This is a genomic window from Nocardiopsis mangrovi (genome assembly GCF_042653925.1).
Lineage (GTDB): Bacteria > Actinomycetota > Actinomycetes > Streptosporangiales > Streptosporangiaceae > Nocardiopsis_B > Nocardiopsis_B mangrovi.
In genome coordinates, this window is record NZ_JBHSFQ010000017.1 from 110,095 (window position 1) to 130,183 (window position 20,089).

The 20,089-nt window shown below is 73.5% G+C and carries 16 protein-coding genes and 1 pseudogene; 10 read left to right on the forward strand and 7 right to left on the reverse strand.

The window, feature by feature from the left end; translation table 11 throughout:
- Position 1 precedes the first annotated feature (1 nt).
- Genes ACFO4E_RS17830 through ACFO4E_RS17840 form a run of 3 tightly spaced genes read left to right on the forward strand, consistent with a single transcriptional unit; the run spans position 2 to position 2,765 of the window.
- Positions 2-727 (forward strand): hypothetical protein, encoded by a 726-nt coding sequence (locus ACFO4E_RS17830; protein WP_378576242.1) that lies wholly within the window; start codon positions 2-4, stop codon positions 725-727.
- Positions 727-1,656, forward strand: coding sequence for a DUF6895 family protein (locus tag ACFO4E_RS17835; RefSeq protein ID WP_378576243.1), 930 nt, complete (start codon positions 727-729; stop codon positions 1,654-1,656). The genes ACFO4E_RS17830 and ACFO4E_RS17835 overlap by 1 nt, the downstream gene beginning before the upstream one ends.
- Positions 1,653-2,765, forward strand: a complete 1,113-nt coding sequence (locus ACFO4E_RS17840) for a serine hydrolase domain-containing protein (RefSeq protein ID WP_378576245.1) — start codon at positions 1,653-1,655, stop codon at positions 2,763-2,765. The genes ACFO4E_RS17835 and ACFO4E_RS17840 overlap by 4 nt, the downstream gene beginning before the upstream one ends.
- A 281-nt stretch (positions 2,766-3,046) precedes the next feature.
- Here the strand turns inward: ACFO4E_RS17840 and ACFO4E_RS17845 are convergent, their stop codons facing one another.
- Together ACFO4E_RS17845 and ACFO4E_RS17850 are read right to left on the reverse strand one after the other, a co-directional pair.
- Positions 3,047-3,361: a hypothetical protein gene (locus ACFO4E_RS17845; RefSeq protein ID WP_378576247.1), complete on the reverse strand. Its 315-nt coding sequence runs from the start codon at positions 3,359-3,361 to the stop codon at positions 3,047-3,049.
- 157 nt (positions 3,362-3,518) lie between these two features.
- The gene (locus tag ACFO4E_RS17850; RefSeq protein WP_378576248.1) at positions 3,519-4,283 is read right to left on the reverse strand and encodes a L,D-transpeptidase; all 765 of its coding nucleotides are present in this window, start codon (positions 4,281-4,283) and stop codon (positions 3,519-3,521) included.
- A gap of 277 nt (positions 4,284-4,560) precedes the next feature.
- Here ACFO4E_RS17850 and ACFO4E_RS17855 point away from each other — a divergent pair, with 277 nt between their 5' ends.
- Together ACFO4E_RS17855 and ACFO4E_RS17860 are read left to right on the forward strand one after the other, a co-directional pair.
- On the forward strand, positions 4,561-5,268 hold the full coding sequence (locus ACFO4E_RS17855; RefSeq protein ID WP_378576250.1) for a response regulator transcription factor: 708 nt from the start codon (positions 4,561-4,563) through the stop codon (positions 5,266-5,268).
- Positions 5,249-7,408, forward strand: a complete 2,160-nt coding sequence (locus ACFO4E_RS17860) for a sensor histidine kinase (protein WP_378576252.1) — start codon at positions 5,249-5,251, stop codon at positions 7,406-7,408. Before ACFO4E_RS17855 ends, ACFO4E_RS17860 begins: the two co-directional genes overlap by 20 nt.
- A 117-nt stretch (positions 7,409-7,525) precedes the next feature.
- On the opposite strand, the gene ACFO4E_RS17865 is transcribed toward ACFO4E_RS17860, so the two are convergent.
- Together ACFO4E_RS17865 and ACFO4E_RS17870 are read right to left on the reverse strand one after the other, a co-directional pair.
- Positions 7,526-8,185: a hypothetical protein gene (locus ACFO4E_RS17865; RefSeq protein WP_378576253.1), complete on the reverse strand. Its 660-nt coding sequence runs from the start codon at positions 8,183-8,185 to the stop codon at positions 7,526-7,528.
- 130 nt (positions 8,186-8,315) lie between these two features.
- Complete coding sequence (locus ACFO4E_RS17870; protein WP_378576255.1) at positions 8,316-8,720, reverse strand: pyridoxamine 5'-phosphate oxidase family protein; 405 nt, start codon at positions 8,718-8,720, stop codon at positions 8,316-8,318.
- A 197-nt stretch (positions 8,721-8,917) separates the two neighbouring features.
- On the opposite strand from ACFO4E_RS17870, the gene ACFO4E_RS17875 reads away from it, so the two are divergent.
- A complete protein-coding gene (locus tag ACFO4E_RS17875; RefSeq protein ID WP_378576257.1) occupies positions 8,918-9,616 on the forward strand; it encodes a hypothetical protein in 699 nt (232 codons plus the stop codon).
- A 240-nt stretch (positions 9,617-9,856) separates the two neighbouring features.
- On the opposite strand, the gene ACFO4E_RS17880 is transcribed toward ACFO4E_RS17875, so the two are convergent.
- Positions 9,857-10,984, reverse strand: a complete 1,128-nt coding sequence (locus ACFO4E_RS17880) for a S1 family peptidase (RefSeq protein WP_378576259.1) — start codon at positions 10,982-10,984, stop codon at positions 9,857-9,859.
- Positions 10,985-11,609: 625 nt separating this feature from the next.
- On the opposite strand from ACFO4E_RS17880, the gene ACFO4E_RS17885 reads away from it, so the two are divergent.
- From ACFO4E_RS17885 to ACFO4E_RS17895, 3 genes are all read left to right on the forward strand, one after another.
- Entirely contained in the window at positions 11,610-11,888 is a 279-nt protein-coding gene (locus tag ACFO4E_RS17885; RefSeq protein WP_378576260.1) for a GlsB/YeaQ/YmgE family stress response membrane protein, read from the forward strand.
- Between the two features lie 295 nt (positions 11,889-12,183).
- Complete coding sequence (locus ACFO4E_RS17890; RefSeq protein WP_378576262.1) at positions 12,184-13,512, forward strand: LCP family protein; 1,329 nt, start codon at positions 12,184-12,186, stop codon at positions 13,510-13,512.
- A gap of 342 nt (positions 13,513-13,854) precedes the next feature.
- Positions 13,855-15,132, forward strand: coding sequence for a L,D-transpeptidase (locus ACFO4E_RS17895; protein ID WP_378576264.1), 1,278 nt, complete (start codon positions 13,855-13,857; stop codon positions 15,130-15,132).
- Between the two features lie 367 nt (positions 15,133-15,499).
- Here the strand turns inward: ACFO4E_RS17895 and ACFO4E_RS17900 are convergent, their stop codons facing one another.
- Both ACFO4E_RS17900 and ACFO4E_RS17905 read right to left on the reverse strand, forming a co-directional pair.
- Complete coding sequence (locus ACFO4E_RS17900; protein WP_378576266.1) at positions 15,500-16,363, reverse strand: hypothetical protein; 864 nt, start codon at positions 16,361-16,363, stop codon at positions 15,500-15,502.
- A gap of 355 nt (positions 16,364-16,718) precedes the next feature.
- On the reverse strand, positions 16,719-17,747 hold the full coding sequence (locus ACFO4E_RS17905) for a hypothetical protein (RefSeq protein ID WP_378576268.1): 1,029 nt from the start codon (positions 17,745-17,747) through the stop codon (positions 16,719-16,721).
- Positions 17,748-18,167: 420 nt separating this feature from the next.
- Between ACFO4E_RS17905 and ACFO4E_RS17910 the strand changes: the two are divergent.
- Positions 18,168-19,886, forward strand: a pseudogene (locus tag ACFO4E_RS17910) (sensor histidine kinase); the annotation flags it as partial.
- Positions 19,887-20,089 lie beyond the last annotated feature (203 nt).

The window sequence follows — 20,089 nt, forward strand, 5'->3', positions numbered from 1 at the left end:
AATGCTGACCTCATCGCCACCGACCAGGGTCGAAACGGCCACCGAAATTCTGGCGGCCGATCTGGCCCGAGCCGTGGGAGAAACCGGCTGCGCGCTTCCGCTGGCGCGACGTGTCGCCGAAATCGACGACAATGGCAGCGGCCAGGGGGCGGTCCGGGTCACCGGCGCGGACGTCCTGGCCCCTTTTCTGCTGTCCGGCCGGGTTCCCGACGACGATGATGTCGCCGTAGTGCAGGCGTCGGTGCGGGTGTTCCCCGCGCCGGCGCCCGCCGCGGGCGCCGACCCCGTGTGGTCGGCGCGCGACTGGGCGCTCAGCCGCGTGCTGGCCCGCTTCGGCGTCGACACGTCTTCCTGGGACGGCCTCGCCGCCATCGACGGCGACCCCGTCACGGGCCTGCCCGCGCTCGGCCCGGCCGAGCCGTGGCAGCCGTGGGCGCTCACCCTCGCACGGTTGTCCTCGCTGGCCCTGCCCGGCCTCGACGGCGCCGCGCGCGATACCGCGCTGAACCGGCGCACGGACCTCGTCCGCGGCCTGAGCCGGTCGATGCTGCGCCGCGACCACCTCACCGCCGCCCGGCTCGCCCGGTGGCTGGCCATGGACGCCGCACAGCTGCCCGAGCCTCTGCTCGCGCCGGCGGTCGACCAGCTCGACCTGCTCGCCATGGACGAACCGCGGACGCGCCTGGAACTCGCCATCGCGCGCCACATGATGCAGAGGGAGTCCTGATGGACACGCGCACGATCCGGCTGGCCCACAAGGTCAGCGATGCCGCGCTCGACTGGCTGGGCAGTGTGCGCTCCCTGTTCGCGCTCGACCGCGACACTCCCGACCACGAGATCGACGGCAACGCGCTCAAGTCACTGAGCGAGCTGTCCCTCGCGCTGGGCCTCATCCGGCGCGAACGGGTATCGGGGCCGCGCACCTCGGAAATCGCCGACACCATGTTCGATTTCACCTGGCGGGAGTTCCGCGAGGGCGACCTGCTGTACCGGCTCCAGCAGCACACCCCGGCGGCTACCCACCCGCTGGAGATCTACTCGCCCTTCGTCGACGCCGACTACCACCACCCGCGGCTGGAGCTCCTGCTGCACCACTTGAGCGGACTCCGCTCCTGGCAGGTGCCCGAGCACGTCCCCAACCGGCGGCTGGCGGTCGTCGCCGCCGCCCGGCGGGCGGGGCTGCCGGTGCACGAGGACGTCGCGGACATCACCCGCCAGACCTGGCTGGGCGGCACGCCCGAACCGTGGATGCTCGACGCCAACAACGCCTACGGGGTCACCCACACGGTCTTCCACCTGACCGACTGGGGTGCCGACCCCGAGGGCCTGCCGCAGGAGCTGGAGGACTACCTGCACCTGTGGCTGCCGGTGTGGGTCGACGTCTTCGACGAGACCCGGTTCTGGGACCTGCTCGCCGAGTTCCTGCTGGTGGGCGTCTGCCTGCGCACCCCGATCTTCTTCCCTAAGGTCTGGGAGCACCTGGCGGAGGCCCAGCTGGACAACGGCATGGTGCCCAACGGCGTCACCCGGCCGTCCGAGGACGTCGAGCGCGCCTTCGTCAACCACCACCACCCGACCCTGGTGGCGGTCATCGCCGCCACCATGACCGTGTCGCGCGCGCTCCGGCCGGTGCTCGTGCCCGCGGAGGCCGTGTGACCACTCCGCCCGCGGCCGATCGCCTGTCGGACCTGATCGACGTGCACGCGCGCCCCCTCGTCACCGAGGGGGTCGCACCCGCCGTCGGCGCCGCCCTGATCCGCGGCGACGACGAAGCGGTGCTGGCGATCGGCCGGTGCGGAGGGGACGACGGCGGGCCGCCGGCCGGCGAACGGACCGTGTTCGAGGTCGGCTCGCTGTCCAAGACGTTCACGGCGCTGCTGCTCGCGGTCATGGCCGCGCAGGGCGACGTCGCGCTCGCGGACCCGCTCGACACCCGCCTGCCGCCCGGCGCGGCACCGCGCCGGAGCGGCCCGCCGGCCACACTGGCCGACCTCGCCACGCACACCAGCGGGCTCCCGCGGCTGCCCCGGAACCTGTTCCCGCGCGCCGCCGCCCGCTGGATCTCCGATCCCTACGCCGGCTACGGCCGCGACGACCTCTACCGCGCCACCGGGCGCGCCAGGCTGGCGAGGTCCGATCCGCCCGTGCCGCGGTATTCGACGTTCGGCACCGGCCTGCTCGGCCAGGTCCTCGCCGACTCCGCCGGCACCGGCTATCCGGCGCTGGTGGCCGAACGCGTCTTCGAGCCCTTGGGCATGTGCGACAGCGACGCTGGACCACCACGCGGCGCCGCGGCCGGTTCCCGCCCGGCGGAGCACGACGGCTCCGGGCGCGATGAGGCGACCGGCCACCGGCGCGGGCGGCCGGTGGGGGCGTGGCACTTCGACGCCCTCGCGGGGGCGGGCGCCGTGCGCTGCACCCCCGCCGACATGCTTCTCTACCTGCGCGCCCACCTCGACCCCGGCGCCATCGGCGGGGTCCTGCCCGACGCGGTCGCCGCCGTCCGCCGGTCCTACCACCCACTGGGCGGAAAGGCGGGCGCGAAAGGCACCGCGATCGGCCTGGCCTGGAACCAGCGGACCACCCGCGGGCACACCCTGTACTGGCACACCGGCGCCACCGGCGGATTCACCGCGTTCGCGGGCTTCAGCCCGACCGCCGGCGCGGGCGTCGCGCTCCTCGCCAACGCCACGCCGGTCCGCGGCCAGCCCGTCCTGCGGGCGGCGCGGCGGCTGTTCCGGGCGGCCGTGTTCCCCGACGCGTGAGCGCGTTCCGCCACCGCCGGCCGACGACCGGCCTCCGCGGCCGGCGGAGCACGGCCGCCCCGCCCGCTGGACGCGGGCGGGGCGATGCGGGCGGGGGTGCCGTCGGCGGACCCGGTTCCGGAAGGCCGGATTACATTCCGCACGCCGCCGGCGGACGCCGCCGGGCCGCCGTCCACGGCCCGGACCGCCATCGGGTGCCGGACCGCGGCACCCACGTATCACCCGGGGGCACCGCGGCCTTCGCGGCCGGCGGCTACGCGGCTGTACGGCTGCACGACCGCTCAGCCGGTGTAGTCGGGGTCGCGCTCCACCGGGTCGGCGGGCACGGCCTGCGGGGGCGCCGCCGGGTCGTCGGAGGGAGCCGGGGCCGGGGCTTCGGCGTCCTCGGTGGGCTCGGGACGGGGGACGTCATCACCCGGCGCCTGGGGGTCGCCCGGCGCCTCGGACGGGTCGTCGGGCTCCGGGAACGGAGGCGTCGCGACGTCCTCCGCCGGCCCTTGCGGCAAGGGAGCGGCGGCGTCGGCGAGCACGGGGGACGCGCCGAACAGAGCGGCGGCGGCGATGCCCGTGATGAGCAGGGCGGACTTCAGTCGCATGGTGGACCTTTCGGAGGGTCGGCGTCCCGTAGGACGTGGTAGGTGCCGGTGATGAAGGTGTGTCGTCGTGCCGTTGCGGCCGCCGGCGCGGCCGGGTCGGCGGAGGGCTGTGGCCGCTCCGCTGCGGCGGGCGGCACCGCCCGCCGGGAGCCGTTCGTCAGCCGGCGATCTCGACCGGCGTGCCGATCGGCAGGTTCTCCGCCATCCAGGTGATGTCGTCGTTGGCGACGCGGATGCAGCCGTGGCTGACCTCGCGGCCCAGCGCGTCCTCGTCGTTGGTGCCGTGCACCGCGAGCTGGCCCGGTCCCCCGGCGAACGTCTCCAGCGTCTCGGAGAACCCGCTCAGCCCGAAGGCGTAGACGCCGTAGTCGCCATCGGGGTCCGGGGGCCGGAGCAGTTCGGTGAAGTAGTAGCGGCCGGGCGGGGTGGGCGTCTCGTTCTCCCCCGTGCCGATCTCGCCGCTGCGTACCTCCTCCTCTCCGTCGTGGACGGCGTAGGTGAACTCCGCCAGGTCGATCCGGACCTCCAGGGTGGTGGTGGACAGCTCCACCTCGTCGCTGCGCACCCAGCCGGTGCTGCCGTTGGGCCGGACGGGCAGGAGCACCTCCAGCCACTCGCCTTCGTTGCGCTCGACGAGGAAGGCGCGGTCGACGCCGAAGTCGTTCGGGCTCTCCAGCGTCTCGACCACCTCGCCGCCGTCCGGCTCGGCGAAGACGTCGATGCCGGCGCCGACGACCGTGGCGATCTCCGCGCCGGCCGCCTCCGCGGTGTCCCCGGCGTCCGCCGCCTCCGGCTCGCCCGCCTGCCCGCCGGCGGGCTCCGGCGAGCAGGCGGTGAGGACGGCGAGGAGGGCGATGGCGGACAGCGGCGGCAGCGCTCCGTGTGGGGCTCGGCGGCTGCCGGCGAGCATCGATCGGTGCATGGCGTTTCCATCCGGCGTGGTTTCGGCGGCCGGGCCGCGGCCCGCTGCCCGGCCGGCCCTGGGGGTCGGGTGTCCGGGCGGGAGTGCCCCGCCGGACGATCACGAAGAGTGGCCGACGGATGTGAAGGACCTGTGTGCCCGTTGTGTGGGTTGTGTGTGGACCTGTCCGCCCCCCTTTCCGGGGCGGTCCGGAGCCGCGCTCGGCGCGTACGATCGACCCCGCCCCGGGGGATTCCGGCGGCGCGCCGGCCGGACCGCGATCGAAAGGGAGACCCCGATGTGCGCCCATGTGCTGGTCGCGGAGGACGACGTGAACCAGGCCGAGCTGATCCGCCGCTACCTGGAGCACGAGGGGCACAGCGTGCTGGTGGTGCACGACGGCCGGACGGCGGTCGCCGAACACCGCCGGACCTCCCCCGATCTCGTGGTCCTCGATGTGATGATGCCGGGGATGGACGGGCTGGACGCCTGCCGGGCGCTGCGCGCGGAATCCGACGTGGCGGTCCTGATGCTCACCGCGCGCTCCACCGAGGACGACCTGCTCGCCGGCCTCGACCTCGGCGCCGACGACTACATGACCAAGCCCTACAGCCCGCGGGAGCTGATGGCGCGCGTGCGGACGCTGCTGCGCCGTTCGCGCCGGACCGTCCCCGCCCCCGAGCCGGTGCTGCGCGCGGGACCGGTGGCGGTCGACCCGGCCCGGCACACCGTGCACCTCGACGGCGCCCCGATCGACTGCACACCCGCCGAATTCGACCTGCTCATGGCGCTCACGGAGCGGCCCGGGCAGGTGTTCACCCGGGCGCAGCTCCTGGAGCGGATCCACGGGATCGACCGCTTCATCACCGAGCGCACCATCGACGTGCACGTGAAGAACCTGCGCAAGAAGATCGAGCCCGCACCGCGCTCCCCGATCCGGCTCCTCACGGTCTACGGAGTGGGCTACAAGCTGAACGGGTCCGCCGATGGCGCACGCCCGGAGTGAGCGCGGCGCGAAGGAGCGGGGCCGGGCCACGGCGGCCGGTGGCAGGGCGGCCCTCCGGCACAGCCTGCTCGCCCGCATGCTCGCCGGGTCGATCCTGGTCGCCGTCTGCTCCATCACGGCGACGGCGTGGGTGGCCGTCCAGGGAACCTCGGAATCCCTCAACGTCGAGCAGGGCGAGACCCTCGCCGTCGACACGCGCATCCACGACGCCCTCATGGGCTACGCCGCCACCCATCCCGAGTGGGACGGGGTACAGGACGCCGTCGACGAACTGGCCGCGGAGACCGACCGCCGGATCGCGCTGACCACCGAGAACCGGCGGCCGATCGCCGACTCCGCGGCGAGCGGGTCCGAGGCGGCGCCGGCCCTGCCGCCGCGGACGTCCTCGGTCGTGGACCCGCTGGCGGTGGACGTCACCTTCTCCTCCGACGCCGCCGACCGGATCGACCCGCGGGCGGTCGGGCCCTTCGCCCTGGACGAGGCGGACCGGTCCGAGCTCGCGGGGATCGCCGAGAGGGCGGCGGACTGCCTGATGACGGACTTCGGCATCACGGCGGACGTGGCGACCGGGCCGAGCGGGCGACCCGTGGTCGACGCTCCGGACGCCGGCACCGACCCCTTGGCGTCGTCCGTTTGCGGGCTCGACGCGCTCGCCGAGCCCACCGCGAGCGAGCAGGAGGCGCTGACGGAGCTCAACGACCTCATCGCCGACTGCCTGGAGCCCCACGATCTGGAGGCGGTCTACCGCATCGACGCCGCCACGGGCGGCGGCGAAGTGGCCACCTCGGACCCGCGTCCCTTCCCCATGCCGGACGACGCGCAGGCCCCCGGAGACCTGCCGGGACCGGTGGAGGAGGAGGACGACCCCCGCGAGAACGCGCCCGCGCCCGATCCGTCGGCCGCGCCGGGGGATCCGGACACCGCGGTGCCCCCTGTCGAACCGCCGCAGGACGCCGTTCCTGATCCGTCGGCCGCTTCCTCCGCCCCGCCCCGGGAACCGGCCCCCGCGGTGGAACCCACGGCCGCACCCTCGACCGCCGCCCCGCCCCCGGTCCCGCCGGAGACCGACCCGCGCATAGCGGCGTGCGTCGACACGGCCCGGCGCGACCAGCTCGGCCCCTACGTGGCCCCGGCCGCCCTCCTGTTCATCGACGACCCCGATTCCGGCGCGGAGCCGGGCCTCGCCCTGTCACGCGAGGGCGTGCTCCGGGTCTCCGGCGTCGTGCTGCTGATCCTGGTCCTGACGGTAGTGGTGAGCGTCGTGCTCTCGACCCGCCTGGTCCGCCCGGTCCACGCCCTCACCGCGGCCGTCCAGCGGATGCGCGACGGCGACCGGGCGGCGCGGGTGGCGGTACGCGACTCCGGCGAGATCGGCCGCCTGGCCAGGGCGTTCAACGAGATGTCCGAGCACCTGGAACGGCTGGAGGAACAGCGCAAGGCGATGGTCAGCGACGTCTCGCACGAGCTGCGCACGCCGCTGAGCAACCTCCGCGGCTGGCTGGAGGCGGCCCAGGACGGCGTCGCCGAACTGGAACCCGAGCGGATGACGATGCTCATCAAGGAGACGCTGCTGCTCCAGCGGATCATCGACGACCTCCAAGAGCTGGCGCTCGCCGACGCCGGGAAGCTGCGGCTGACCCCGGAGCCGGTGGACGTGCGCGACCTGGTCGAGCAGGTCGTCGCCAGCCACCGGCTGCGCGCGGAGTCGGCGGGGCTGCGGCTGGTGACCGACGCGGCGGACGTGCCCATGGTCGCCGACCGCGCACGGCTGCTCCAGGCGATCGGCAACCTGGTCGGCAACGCCCTGCGGCACACTCCCGCGCCGGGGACCGTCACCGTGCGGGCGCGCGGCGAGGGCCGCGACGCGGTCATCGAGGTCGCCGACACGGGCGTGGGGATCTCCCCCGAGGATTTGCCGCAGGTGTTCAGCCGCTTCTGGCGCGCGGAGAAGTCGCGCAACCGCCGCACGGGCGGCAGCGGGCTGGGGCTGGCGATCGTCCGCAACCTGACCGAACTCCACGGCGGAACGGCGGAGGCGGCGAGCACGGTGGGAGAGGGATCGGTGTTCACGCTGCGGCTGCCGCTGGAGGGTCCGCTCCGTGAGGACGAGGGAACGGGGACGGGACCGGGAGCCGCTTAGGGAGGGACTCGACGGCGAACGGGTCTCGGGAGCGACGGCCTCCCGCCGTCCCGCCGAGGACCCGCCGGGCCCCTTCGACACCGTCGTCCGGAACCGACCGAGGAGGCCGCCCGGCCGTCAGGCGAACAGGTCCGGGCGGTAGTGGCGGGCCCAGGCGAGGAGGGGGTTGGAGAGGTCGGGCTCGCCCGCTGCGGAGAAGGAGACCGCCACCGGGACGAGGCCGGTGGCCGGGTCGCGGGGCTGGGCGTCCAGGGTACGGCGCAGGGCCGCGGGCGCGGACGGCGGGACGACCCGCTCGCCCCAGCCGATCAGCCCGTGGGAGCGGATCACCGCGGGCCCGACCCGGATGCCGCCCGCCACGATGGGCCGGCCCATGACGGTGCGCGGCCCCTGCCGGTCCAGGACCGTGCCCACCGTGGTGACGTCCTGCCAGCGCATCCGCACCTCGAACCCCTGGTGGTCGCGCAGTTCCACCCCGGTCGGGGAGGCGGTCACCACGGTCCCGGTGAGCATCCGGTGCACCTTGCGGCCCAGGTACACGGTCGCGACGGCGGCGGCGACCAGCCCGCTGGCGGCGCCGGCGGCGGTCCCGGTCCCCTCGGCGAGGGTCTCGAACAGGATCGAGGCGAGCAGCAGGACCACGACGAAGAGCATGCCCACCATCGCGGCCCAGGGCAGCAGGTAGCGCAGGTAGGCGGCGGGATCAGCGGACGGCGTGAAGACGGCCGCATCGGGGTCGCCCGCGCCGGGCCGGTCACCAGGGGAGGTATCGGACATGGGGGCAGGATAATCGCGCGGGATCACCGGGGCGTCGTGTTCGCCCCCTTCTCCCCGCGTCGTCGCCCCGTCTTCGCGCGGCGCTTCCCGCGTGTGCCGGTCCGCGCGCCGGCCCTCCGGGCGGAGCGGGTCAGACGTTGCCCATGATCCGGGTGACGGTGATCTCGATGACGACGCGCTCGGGGTTGGCGCGGGGCTCCTTGTACCGCTCCGCGTAACGGCGCTCGGCGTCGGCGACCTCGGCCGGTTCGTCGCGGACCACCGCGTGCCCCTGGAGGGTGGACCAGCGGCGCCCGTCGACCTGGCACACCGCGACCTCCGCGCCCTTCCTCGCCAGCCGCGCCTTGCGCGAGCCCGCGGAGGTGATCACCCGGGCGATTCCGGCGTCGGCGTCGAGGGTGACCCCCACCGGGACGACGTGCGGCGTCCCGTCGGGCCGGACCGTGGAGAGGGTGGCGACGCGGCGCTCCCGCCAGAACTCGGCGAACCCCTCGCCGCGGGCGGCGACGACGGCGGCGTGCTGTGTGGTGTCCATTGTGCCAACCGTAGCGCCGAACGGGCGGGACACCGCGCCGCGCCTCCGCGGGGCGCAGCGTTTGTCACCGCTGTGAGCTGCGCGAACGGCGCCGGGTGTGAGATCCGCGCTTGACAACCCGCCCCGGGTTCGCGAATGCTCGCGGGTCACGTGCGGAGGACCCGTGCGGTCACCGCTTCCTTCGAAAGGTCTCCCCCGTGAACGAATTCCTGCTCGTCTTGACCGGCGCGGCGATCAGCCTGGTGAGCAGCGTGACGGTCACCTGGCTCCAGGCGCGACACCTGCGCAGGGGCGAACTGCGCGTCGCCGCGCGCGACTCCACCCGGCAGCTAACCGGGCTCTTCATCGCGGAACGCGACCTCCAGGGCGGCGGTCCGAGCCCCGCTCTGGCGGAGGCGGAGATGATGGCGGTGGCGATCGCCGACCGGCGTACCCGCGACCGCATGCGCGCCCTCATCCGGCTGCTCCGCGAGGCGGGGCTGCCGGAGCTGCAGGAGCTGAGCGGCACGAAGGCGGAGCCGGCGCGGCGGATCCTGTGCGACCACGCCCTGGAGGTCCTCGGGGCGCACTTCCGCGGAGAGCGGCTGCCCGCGCTGCCGCCGCAGGTACAGAAGATGCTGGACGTCGAGGACGAGGCGCTGAACATCCACGCGGGCGGGGCGCCCAAGAAGACGGCCCCCGCGGCCCCCGCGGTGCCCGCTGCGGCCGCACCCGCGGCCGAGTCCGAGGTCGAATCGACGCCCGTCCGGGCGCGGCCGGGCGGGCGGCGCAAGACGCGCGCCGCCCAGGAGGGCGGCGGAACGGCCAAGAGCGGCGGGAAGTCCGCGAAGTCCAAGGACGCCACCGCCACCGACGAGGACGGCGACGAGGTCGACAGCGCCTTCTGGAACGACTGAGCGGCGAACCGCCATAGGCGACGGGGAGGTGGGGCGTCCGCCCCGCCTCCCGTCGTGGCGGGCCGCCGGCCACGACCCGCGGGGTGGGTGGCCGTCCGAGCACCGGCCCGGACGCCGCACCCCCGACCCCCGGGACAGTGCGAGGCCCCCGCGACCGCGCCGTGCGCGGCCGCGGGGGCCCTTGCCGTGCGGACCCGCGGCCAGGGGATACGCCGCGGGGGCCCGCTCAGGGCGGGGAGGTCAGCCCCGGGTGAGGGTCAGGCCCCACTGGCTGAGGATCGGGTTGACGGGCTGGTAGAAGGTCGTGCCACCGGTGCGGCAGTTGCCGGAGCCGCCGGACGTCACGCCCTGGGCCTGGCTGCCGCTGACCCAGGAGCCGCCGGAGTCGCCGGGCTCGGCGCACACGTTGGTGCGGGTGAGGCCGGTGACGGTGCCCTGCGGGTAGGTCACGGTGGCGTTCTTGGACTGGATGCTGCCGCAGTGCCAGCCGGTGGTGGAGCCGGAGCGGCAGATGGAGGCGCCGGTGGCGGCCTCGGTGGAGCCGGTGACGGTGACGGTGCCACCGGAGTAGTTGTTCACGTAGGGGGTGGAGGTCCAGTTGGTGACGTTGCCCACCCAGCCCATGTCACGGCCCGGGAAGATCGAGCCGCGCACCGTGCCGCGACCGTCGGAGGAGGCGACCGAGGCCCCGACCGAGCCGCAGTGGCCGGCCGTCACGAACCCGCCGCTGACGGCGAAGCCGATCGAACAGCGGCTGCTGCTGTTGATCGTGTAGGCGTTGCCGCCGATGATCTGGGCGAAGGTCTCGGGCGCGTCGGCGCTCTCCTCGACCGTCACCGCGGAGGCGTCGACACCGGTGTCGGCGACGAGCTCTTCGGCGGAGGCCGTGGCGCCCTCGGCGACCGTGATCACGACGCTGTCGTCGGCGAGGTCGACGTACCAGCCGTGGACGCCCTCGCCGTAGGCGGGAGCGCTGTCGTCGAGGGTGGCGACGATGTCGTCGAGCGTGGCCTCGCCGTGGTCGACGACCCGGGCCTCGGCCCCGGCCGCGCGCACGGTGTCGACCGCGGAGGCGTCGGTGACCGAAACGGTGAGCTCGCTGGTGGCGGTGTCGAAGACCGCACCGCCGAAGGCGCTGCCGAGGGCTTCGGTGAGCTCGGCCTCGGTGGCCAGGGCCTCGTCTTGAGCGGTGAGCAGTTCGGTGGCCTCGGCCGTGGTGAGGCCGAGGTCGCGCTCCATGGCCGCGAGTTGGGCGGGGGAGCTGACGTCGGGGGCGGTTTCGGCCGACGCGGTGGTCGCAGCGCTCACGACCAGACCGGAACCGAGGAGGAGGGCGCCCATCGTTCTGATGTAGGGGGACTTTCGCACGTGCCTGACTCCTTGAGCGGGGGATTGGAACAAGGGGGACAGCAGTGTCGAGACGAGTCTCGAAGAGACCTCCGACGGAGCGCGGGCCTGGTGGGCCCCTTCTCCGCCGTTGCCCACCGAACCTTCAGTGAACGATTCGAAACCATAAGTGAAGACCACCCATCGCGACAGACCCGGTACGCAACGAAAAAGCGGGACATGCCGCGAACCCGAGCCGCCGCCCGGGCGAGGGGCACCGCCCCAGGGGGCCGATCTCAGCGCCTCCTACATCGCGTTTCATCAAGGCGAAATCATCAGCGGAACTTTCACGATCATTGCCTTCGCTCTGACGCGTGGCCGGATGCGGCCATTTTTTCCACAGGCCGTGAGACCGTTCGGCCCGCTCGGCGCCCGGCGCGAGACACACGCGAACGTTTGACAGGTCCCGCTCAACACCGTGGGTACCGCGCTCACCCGCCGTAAGCGGTATAAGCGCCTCCGCCGCGCTCCGGCGCCCGTGGAGGGACGGCGGCACCGGCACCCGCCGCAGGTCGGGCATGCCGCCATGATGCGCGCGTCCACGCATCTTCCGGCTCTTCCCGGAAATACTCCCCGTGATGGCATTCCGACCGAAGGAGGGACCATCATGGAGATCACCGGCATCATCAGCGCGATCGTGATCGGCCTGATCATCGGTGCCGTCGCCCGCCTCATCGTGCCCGGCCGGCAGGACCTGCCGATCTGGCTGACCATCGTCGTGGGCGTCGTCGCGGCCTTCATCGGCACGGCGATCGCCGGGTTCGCCGGGTACGCCACCACCCCGGGCATCGACTGGTGGGAGCTGATCACCCAGGTGGTACTGGCCGTGATCGGTGTCTACCTCGTCGCCGGCCTGCGGAGCGGACGCGGGCGCGCCTCCGCCTGACCGCGTCCGCGACAAGGTTGCGGGGGCGGGGCGTCTCGATACGTCCTGCCCCTTATTCCCCTCAGGTGGAATCCGTACGCAATTGGCCGGGGATTTTCCGGTCACAGGAACATGAATTCGGGCATCCCTCACGCGCGTTTCTTGTCCGGATCTCGTAGGATCTCCTACACCACGGCGGCCTCCCCCACCCCGTTGATCCTCGACGCCCCCTGCCTTGTGACGCGCTGCGTGCGAGCGCCGGCGTCCATCCGGGGTCCCCACCGCTCCCCGCCCTACTCGCCGAGAAGATGCGCCTATGCCCGAAGACGCCGCCGAACCCACGTCCGAGGACGTCGAATCCGGCGCACAGCCGTCCGGCACCCGGAACGCCGACACCGGAACCCCGGGAACCGAGCCCGCCACCCCCCGCCCCCGCCGCCGCTGGCCGCGCGCCGCCGCGTGGACCGCCGGAATCCTCGCCGTGGCCCTCGTCGTCGCCACCGGGACCGCCTACGCCTACTACCGCTCGCTGCGGGGCAACATGGTCCGGCACGACCTCGGCGCCACACTCGACGAAGCGGACCGCCCGCCCAAGATCGGCGACGACGTCAACATCCTCTTCATCGGGTCCGACGGGCGCGAGGGGGACAACTCCGACTACGGGGGCCGCGACTTCGTCGGCGAGCGCTCCGATTCGCTCATGCTCGCGCACATCTCCCCCGACAGCCGCGTCACCGTCGTCAACTTCCCCCGCGACTCCCTGGTCCAGCTCCCCGACTGCGACCCCTATGGCGAGACCGAGGGAACGGGCGGCTACTACGGGATGATCAACTCCGCGCTCTTCCACGGCGGCCCGCCCTGCGTCGTCAAGACCATCGAGTCGCTCACCGACGTCCGCATCGACCACTTCGCCCACCTCAGCTTCGTCGGATTCCGCGACATGGTCGACGCGATCGGCGGGGTGGACATGTGCATCCCCGAGCCGATGGAGGACGAACGCGCCCAGCTCGACCTCGACGCCGGCGACCAGCGCCTGAACGGCGAGGAGGCCCTCGGCTTCGTCCGGGCCCGCTACGAGATCGGCGACGGCGGCGACATCGGCCGCATCGACCGTCAGCAGATGTTCCTCGGCGCACTGGCCGACCAGGTCACCAGCAGCGACGTGCTCACGAGCCCGGCCAAGCTGAACGGCCTGCTGGAGGCCATCTCCCGGCACACCGCGACCGACGAGGACCTCCAGCTCAGCCGGATGGTCTCGATCGGCACCACCCTCGCCGACGCGCAGCTGTCCGACATCGCCTTCTACACCGTGCCCTGGTACCAGGCCCCCATGGACCCCAACCGGGTCATCTGGGACGAGGAGAACGCGGCCCGGCTGTTCGAGGCCATCGCCGCCGACCGCCCCGTCGACGACCGGATCCTGGAGACCGGCGAACCGGAGGAGCCCGGCACCGAGGGCGCCGGCCCCTCGGCCTCGCCGAGCGAGGCCGCCCCGTCGCTGGAAGCCTCCCCCGGGTCCCCTCCCGAGCCCGACTCCGACGAAGCCGCGGCAGAGGCAGAGGCCGACGGCACCGGCATCGAGGGCCGCGACGCCACCTCCAACCCGTGCGTCAACGGCCTCGGAGAAGGCACCGAGGACATGTGACGGCCACCGGGCCCGCCCTTTCCCCGCATGCGGGCGGGCCCGCCCGCATCGGCCGCGCCTTGAGCGCGCTCCCGCAGGCTGGGCGGGAAGCCGCCGCCGGCGCCCCACAGGCTGAGCGGGAAGTAGCGAGCCGGAAACACCCGAGTCTCAGGATCATCTTTTTTCAGAAAATCCTCTGATCGGCCGAACCTTTTGCCGTCTTTCGCACGTCAGAATGGTTTGGGCGACCTTGTCCCCGGGCCCACCAATTGCGCCGCACCGGCCCCTCGCGCATGGAGCGAGGCGCGATCGACGGAACAGCCGGAACCGCGCCCCCCTCGACCGATGACCTGGAGGTCCCACGTGACACCCCGCTCCCCTCTGCGCTGGTCTCGCCGGCCGGCCGTGGTGTGCGCCGCGACCGCGCTGCTCGCGGCGTCGGCGTGCACCAGCGGCGAGAGCGACCTCGCAGGTGAGGACGCCGGCTCGACCGATCCGGCGGTCCTGTCCATCACGCCCGAGGACGGTACCGACGAGATCCGCCCGAACGAGCCGATCACCGTCACCGCCGAATCCGGCACGATCACCGACGTCACGGTGGAGCAGGCGGGCGGGTCCGGTGAGAGCCTGCCGATGACGGGGACCCTCAACGGCGACGAGAACGAGTGGGTCAGCGACTGGACGCTGGTTCCGGGTGCCGACGTCGTCGTCACCGCCACCGGCGAGAACGGTGCGGGCGAGGCCACCGAGGTGGTCAGCCAGTTCACCACCCTTGAGGCCACCGAAGGCCGGCGGCTGGAGTTCAAGGCCGACACCGTCGAGCAGCAGCTGCTCACCGACGGCCCCGTGGGCGTGGGCATGCCGATCATGATCGACTTCGACATGCCGGTCGAGAACCGCGAGCAGGTCGAGGCCGCTATGGAGGTCACCTCGGAGAAGCCGGCCCAGGGTGCCTGGAACTGGTTCGGCGACAAGCGCGCGGTGTTCCGCACCGAGGACTACTGGGAGCCGAACCAGACGGTCACCGTCGACCTGCACCTGGCCGGGGTCGAGGCATCCGACGGCGTGTACGGCGTCGAGGACACGTCCATCGAGTTCGAGGTCGGGCGCTCCCAGATCACCGACATCGACGAGGACGAGTCGCACATGGTGGTCGAGTCCGACGGCGAGACCGTCAAGGAGTTCCCGGTCAGCCTGGGCATGGCCACCACCCGCGCCTACACCACGACCAGCGGCGTACACCTGACCATGGGCAAGTTCACGAACTTCCGCATGAGCAACGACACCATGGGCGTCCCCAAGGACTCCCCGGAGTGGTACGAGGAGTACGTCGCCCACGCGGTGCAGATCTCGAACTCCGGCGAGTTCCTGCACACGGCCGACTGGAACTACCAGCTGGGCGAGGCCAACACGAGCCACGGCTGCGTCAACATGAGCGTCGAGGACTCGCAGTGGTTCTACGACAACAGCCTGCCCGGCGACCCCGTCCTCATCACCGGCACCGACCGTGAGCTTGAGGTCGACAACGGCTGGGGCTTCTGGCAGCGGTCCTGGGACGACTGGGTGGCCGAGAGCGCGGTCGGCGAAGCGGACGACACCGGCGAGGCCGGCGTCCCGGGCTCCCCGCACATCGCGGAGTGATCCCGCTCCGGGGTGATCGGCCCCGGCTCTGACGCGAAGCGAATGGCCGCCGCCCCTAAGGGGCGGCGGCCATTCGCGTTCGGCGGCCCCGGACCACGGGGGGCGTCCTCGGGGTGTGCGTCGAGGAAACCCCCACAGTTCCCTCGACGCCCGGCGTCGAGAACCGCCCACCCCGCCGTCCGGGGCCTTTCTCAACTCCCACCATGGGTGGGAGCGGCCCCGAGCAGGGGACACACATCCGGGCCGCGCCCCGGGAACCCCCACAGTCCCCAGGACACCGCTCTCTTCGGACGGGTCACCTGCCGCTCGGGGCCGACGTGCGTCCCGCCGCGTGCGGAGGCCGACGGGACGCACGGCTCAGGTGGCGTCAGAGAGCGGGGGTGCCGATCCCGTTCACGACGTCGAGGACGCCCGTGGCGCCCGCGCCGCTCGCCACGCCCCGCACCACGTCCGCGGTCGCGGCCTCGGTGTCGATGGCGCTCAGCTCACCGGCGAGGTCGGGCTGCGCGGGGACCGCGGCCGGCTGGGACTGGCCGACGGTGTCGACGCTCTCGTCCACCTGCGGGGCGCCGCCGATGACCGGCAGCTCGGTGGTGTCGAGGCCGTGGACCGTGACCCGGGTGTCCGGCTGGTGCTCCTCCAGGTGGGAGGAGACGCCCTCGCTGACACCGTCGGCGACACCCGAGGTGAGGGAGCCGGTCACGGTGCCCGCCGCGTCGCCGGCCTCACCGGCGACGCGCGGCAGGAGGATGCGGGTGGCCTCGGGGGTCTTCCCGAGCGGGTCGGGCAGCCCCTCGGCGAGCGGGACCAGGCCGGCGTCGGGGGCCTCGGGCAGCAGCCCGGCGATCTCCCCCTGCGCGCTCTGGTGCTCGACGTCGCTCAGGCCGAGCTCGCTCCGGGTGCCGTCGACGGCGCCCTGGGCCCCGTCGATCCGGTCCTGGAGGAACGGCGAGACATGCGACATGTCGCCGCCGGGGCCGGACAGGTTCTGCGTGTCGGGAGCGGGAAGCGTGGTCCCCAGGTTCGGGGTCTCGACCCCCCGCACCAGCGACTGGGCGCCGCCGACGACGTCCGGCAGGCCCGTCGAGGCCGGAACGGACGCCTGCGGGGCGAGGGCGTCGCTCACGCCGAGCGCGTCGGCTCCCGCGATGCCGGCGCCGAGGGCGACGAATCCCGCGGTGCCCGCAGCCACCAGAACGGCCTTGGTGGAGGTCCGAACGAACTGGAACATGAAGTACATCCTTCGTGTCGATTTCGGTCGTGTCTTCGGTGCGGCGGATGGTTCCGCCTGTCCGCGGGGCGCTCTGGCCGGGAGCGCCGTCCGCGGGGGTTCGGTGGTGATGGGTCGTGCTTCCCGGCCGTCCGCAGCCGCGCTTGGCGTGCGCGAATGTCGGATACCGGGATCAACCGGGGGATCTGGCAGACCGCCGGCTGACGTGAACCCCGCGAGGCGAGGGCGCGGGACTCACGTCAACCCCCAGGAACGATGTGCTGGGTGGGGCCGGGCCGCTACCGCCGGGAGATCGGGGGTGAAGATCGGGCGCGGCCGGAACGGCGGCGCACGCGAAACCCCCTGAGGGCCGGATCTAGTCCGGCGAGAAGTGCGGCTCGTCGACCGGGCTCTGCGGCGCGACGGCGAGCGCGTTGCGCGCGGAGGCGGGCGGTGCCGGTGCGGGCGTCGCGGTGAACGCCGCGGGAAGGTACCCGGCGAACATCACGGGGACGCCGCCGGTCTGGGCCTGCGGAGCCGAGCCGAGGGCCAGGTGGGTGGCCGCGGGGGCCTCGGGGGCGTCCTGCGCCGTGGAGGCGGTGCGCTCGGGGACCGCCGGGCCCGTGCGGCCGAAGGCGGCCGTCGGGAGGCCGGTCGCGGAACGCGCGGCCGACTGCGGCCCGGTGCCGGAACGGGGCGACTCGCCGCGCTGCTCGGAGTCGGCGGCGGTTTCGTCGCCGCGGTCGGCCGCGGGACCGGTGTCGGCGCCGTCAGCGGTCGGGTCGGTGTTCCGGAGGGCGGTTTCGGCGGCCGGGAACAGACCGCCGAGGCCGAACTTCCCGTTCCCGTTCACGCGGTGCGGGAACGCGTCGTCGGCTCCGGCCGGCTCGGTGGCCTTCTGGATCCGCTCCGACGACTGCGCGGGCGGCTCCGACGCGGTGTTGCGCGCCTGACCCGTGACGGCGGGGACCGACCGGACGGCTTCGCCGCCGGCGGCGCCGACGGCCGACGCCACCTGGGCGACCGCCGCCCCCGGTGCGGGGCGCGCGGGTTCGGGCGCGGGGTCGGCGACGCGCGGCGCCGCGGTGGTGACCGCTCCGTCGGCGCCGCTGGAGCCGGCGGTCTCCGCCGGCTCCGGCTCCGGCTCCGCCTCGGCGGAGGACGCGGGGTCGGGTGTCGCGGAGCGCTGCACACCGGCCGTCGCGGGCGCGTCGGTCACGGCCTCGGCCGCGGGGGCGATGCCATCGGGACCGGGGAGCTCATCTGCGCCGGCCGGGGACGCGCCCAGGAGCCAGGCTCCCGCGACGAACCCCGCCACGAACAGCAGGCGGCGCCCTGCCCCCCATGAGCCGCCGGGGACGCGCACAGCGGCCCGGACGCGGCAAGCGCGTCGCGAGCGGCCCATGCGCGGCATGTGCGTCCCTTTCGGCGGCGGGTGGATTTCGGTCGGAGACACGAGCGGTCGCACTGCCCGATCGGCGGGTATGCCGAAGAACCGGGGGCGAAACGTCTCCCGACAGCACGTGACCGTAGCACGATCATCTGCCGTGGCAATGGAGATCCGGCGGATTTTCTTGGGGAGTGGAGATCCCGTTCACAATGGCCCAGCTCAGAGTGGGTCCACTGATAATTCGACGTTTTCTCGCCCATCAGAACGTTAACCCGGATTTCGCCCTATGGAGAGGGACGGAGCCCCTGCGTCGCCGCCCGCGGAGCACACATGACCGCCCCGGGGGACTTTCCTCACCCGTCGTCCCTCTCCGGGACACACGGCCCCACAGTGGTAGCCGAGCCGGATAACGTGTGCACCCGGAGGTATCGATCCGTGCCCGAAGCCCCGGAGCGCTTCCTGCTCCCTCAGATGCGCCTCGATGAGCTGATCTCCGAGCTGCACGACCGCCTGGAGACCGCGCTCTCCACCCGCGACCGCGTCCATTCCCTGCTCGAAGCGGTCCTGTCCATCGGCAGCGACCTCGATCTGGCGACCGTCCTGCGCCGTCTCACCCAGGCCGCCGCGCACCTCGTCGACGCGCGCTACGCGGGCCTGGGCGTGCTGGCCGAGGACGGCCGGTTCGCCGAATTCATCCCCGTGGGGCTGACCCCCGAGGAGACCGAGCAGCTCACCAGGTTCCCGCACGGCAAGGGCATCCTCGCCGTGCCCACCCAGGAACGCCACGCCCTCCGCCTCCGCGATCTGAGCGGGCACCCCGGATTCCACGGGTTCCCCGACGGCCACCCCGCCATGACGAGCTTCCTCGGGGTGCCGATCCAGGTGCGCGGCGAGGTCTTCGGCAACCTCTACCTGACCGAGAAGACCGACGGCGGGGAGTTCGACGAGGACGACGAAGCGATCGTCACCGCGCTCGCCACCGCCGCCGGCGTGGCGATCGAGAACGCCCGCCTGTACGAAGAGACCCGGCTGCGCGAGCGCTGGCTGTCCGCCTCGACGCACATCACCACCCGGCTGCTCTCCGGCGACGACTCCGACGACGTCCTGGGGTACCTGGCGCGCCAGGCGCGCGAGATGTCGGGCGCCGACGTCGCCGTCGTGCTGCTGCCCGAACCCACGGAGACCCACCTCATCGCCGAGATCGCCGACGGCCCTGTCGCCGCGGAGATCCTGAAGACCCCCATCACCATGGGCGACACCAAGTGCGGCTGGGTCTACCGCAACGGCACGGCCGCCACCATCCCCGACCTGCGCCAGGCCAACTGCCCGATGCTGACCCACCGCGGGTTCGGACCGGGCCTGCTGGTCCCCCTGGGCACCCCCGGCCGCACGCGCGGCGTGCTGCTCCTCGGCAAACTGGGCGCCCGTTCGCCGTTCAACGACGCCACCCGGCGGATGATCGACGCGTTCTCCGGCCAGGCCGCCGTCGCGCTCGAACTCGCCGACGCCCGCCGCGACGCCGAACGCCTGGTCGTCCTGGAGGACCGCGACCGGATCGCCAAGGACCTGCACGACGTCGTGATCCAGCGGCTGTTCGCCTCGGCCATGACGCTGATGAGCACGCTGCGGCTGGTCGCCGACCCCCAGGCCACCGAGCGGGTCCAGCACACCATCGACGACCTCGACGAGACCATCCGCGAGATCCGCTCGACCGTGTTCGCGCTCCAGCAGCCGTCGGCCCCCGCCGACACGTCCCTGCGGGGGCGCATCATCAGCGCCGCCGAGAGCGCGGCGCGCACCCTGGGCTGCCAGCCCGGCGTCGGGCTGGAGGGGCCGATCGACGCGTCGGTGCCCGAGGAGATCGGCGAGCAGCTGCTCGCGGTGCTCGGGGAGGCGCTGTCCAACGTCGCCCGGCACGCCCGCGCGTCCGAGGTGCACATCTCGGTGCACGCCGGCGAGCGGCTGACCCTGCTCGTGGAGGACAACGGGCGCGGCATCCCCGAGCACGGCCGCCGCAGCGGCCTGCGCAACCTCGCCGAACGGGCGACCGCTCTGGGCGGCGGGTTCAGCGCCGCCCCGCGCCCGTCCGGCGGCACCGCGGTCACCTGGAGCGTCCCCCTCCCCGAAGCGGACGCCGACCCGGAGGACGGCTCCGGAGCACCGCCCCGCCCCACCGACATCGACGCCGACGCCAACGCGGTCACCGGCCCCCAGCGCCCGGAGGACCGCGGGGCCCCGGGGGCCCTCACCGAGCCGATGGGCCCGGTCGCGCCGCCCGGCGCCTCGGGGGCGAACGGCGAGCCCCCCACCATGGCCCTGCCCATCCAGCCCACTCCCCCGGGCGAGGCGCAGACCGA

What these genes read in the sequence shown, in the direction of transcription:
- ACFO4E_RS17830 (WP_378576242.1), top strand. Translation starts at nt 2, where the DNA reads ATGCTGACCTCATCGCCACCGACCAGGGTCGAAACGGCCACCGAAATT.
- ACFO4E_RS17835 (WP_378576243.1), top strand. Translation starts at nt 727, where the DNA reads ATGGACACGCGCACGATCCGGCTGGCCCACAAGGTCAGCGATGCCGCG.
- ACFO4E_RS17845 (WP_378576247.1), bottom strand. Translation starts at nt 3,361, where the DNA reads ATGCGACTGAAGTCCGCCCTGCTCATCACGGGCATCGCCGCCGCCGCT.
- ACFO4E_RS17850 (WP_378576248.1), bottom strand. Translation starts at nt 4,283, where the DNA reads ATGCACCGATCGATGCTCGCCGGCAGCCGCCGAGCCCCACACGGAGCG.
- ACFO4E_RS17855 (WP_378576250.1), top strand. Translation starts at nt 4,561, where the DNA reads ATGTGCGCCCATGTGCTGGTCGCGGAGGACGACGTGAACCAGGCCGAG.
- ACFO4E_RS17860 (WP_378576252.1), top strand. Translation starts at nt 5,249, where the DNA reads ATGGCGCACGCCCGGAGTGAGCGCGGCGCGAAGGAGCGGGGCCGGGCC.
- ACFO4E_RS17865 (WP_378576253.1), bottom strand. Translation starts at nt 8,185, where the DNA reads ATGTCCGATACCTCCCCTGGTGACCGGCCCGGCGCGGGCGACCCCGAT.
- ACFO4E_RS17870 (WP_378576255.1), bottom strand. Translation starts at nt 8,720, where the DNA reads ATGGACACCACACAGCACGCCGCCGTCGTCGCCGCCCGCGGCGAGGGG.
- ACFO4E_RS17885 (WP_378576260.1), top strand. Translation starts at nt 11,610, where the DNA reads ATGGAGATCACCGGCATCATCAGCGCGATCGTGATCGGCCTGATCATC.
- ACFO4E_RS17890 (WP_378576262.1), top strand. Translation starts at nt 12,184, where the DNA reads ATGCCCGAAGACGCCGCCGAACCCACGTCCGAGGACGTCGAATCCGGC.
- ACFO4E_RS17900 (WP_378576266.1), bottom strand. Translation starts at nt 16,363, where the DNA reads ATGTTCCAGTTCGTTCGGACCTCCACCAAGGCCGTTCTGGTGGCTGCG.
- ACFO4E_RS17905 (WP_378576268.1), bottom strand. Translation starts at nt 17,747, where the DNA reads ATGGGCCGCTCGCGACGCGCTTGCCGCGTCCGGGCCGCTGTGCGCGTC.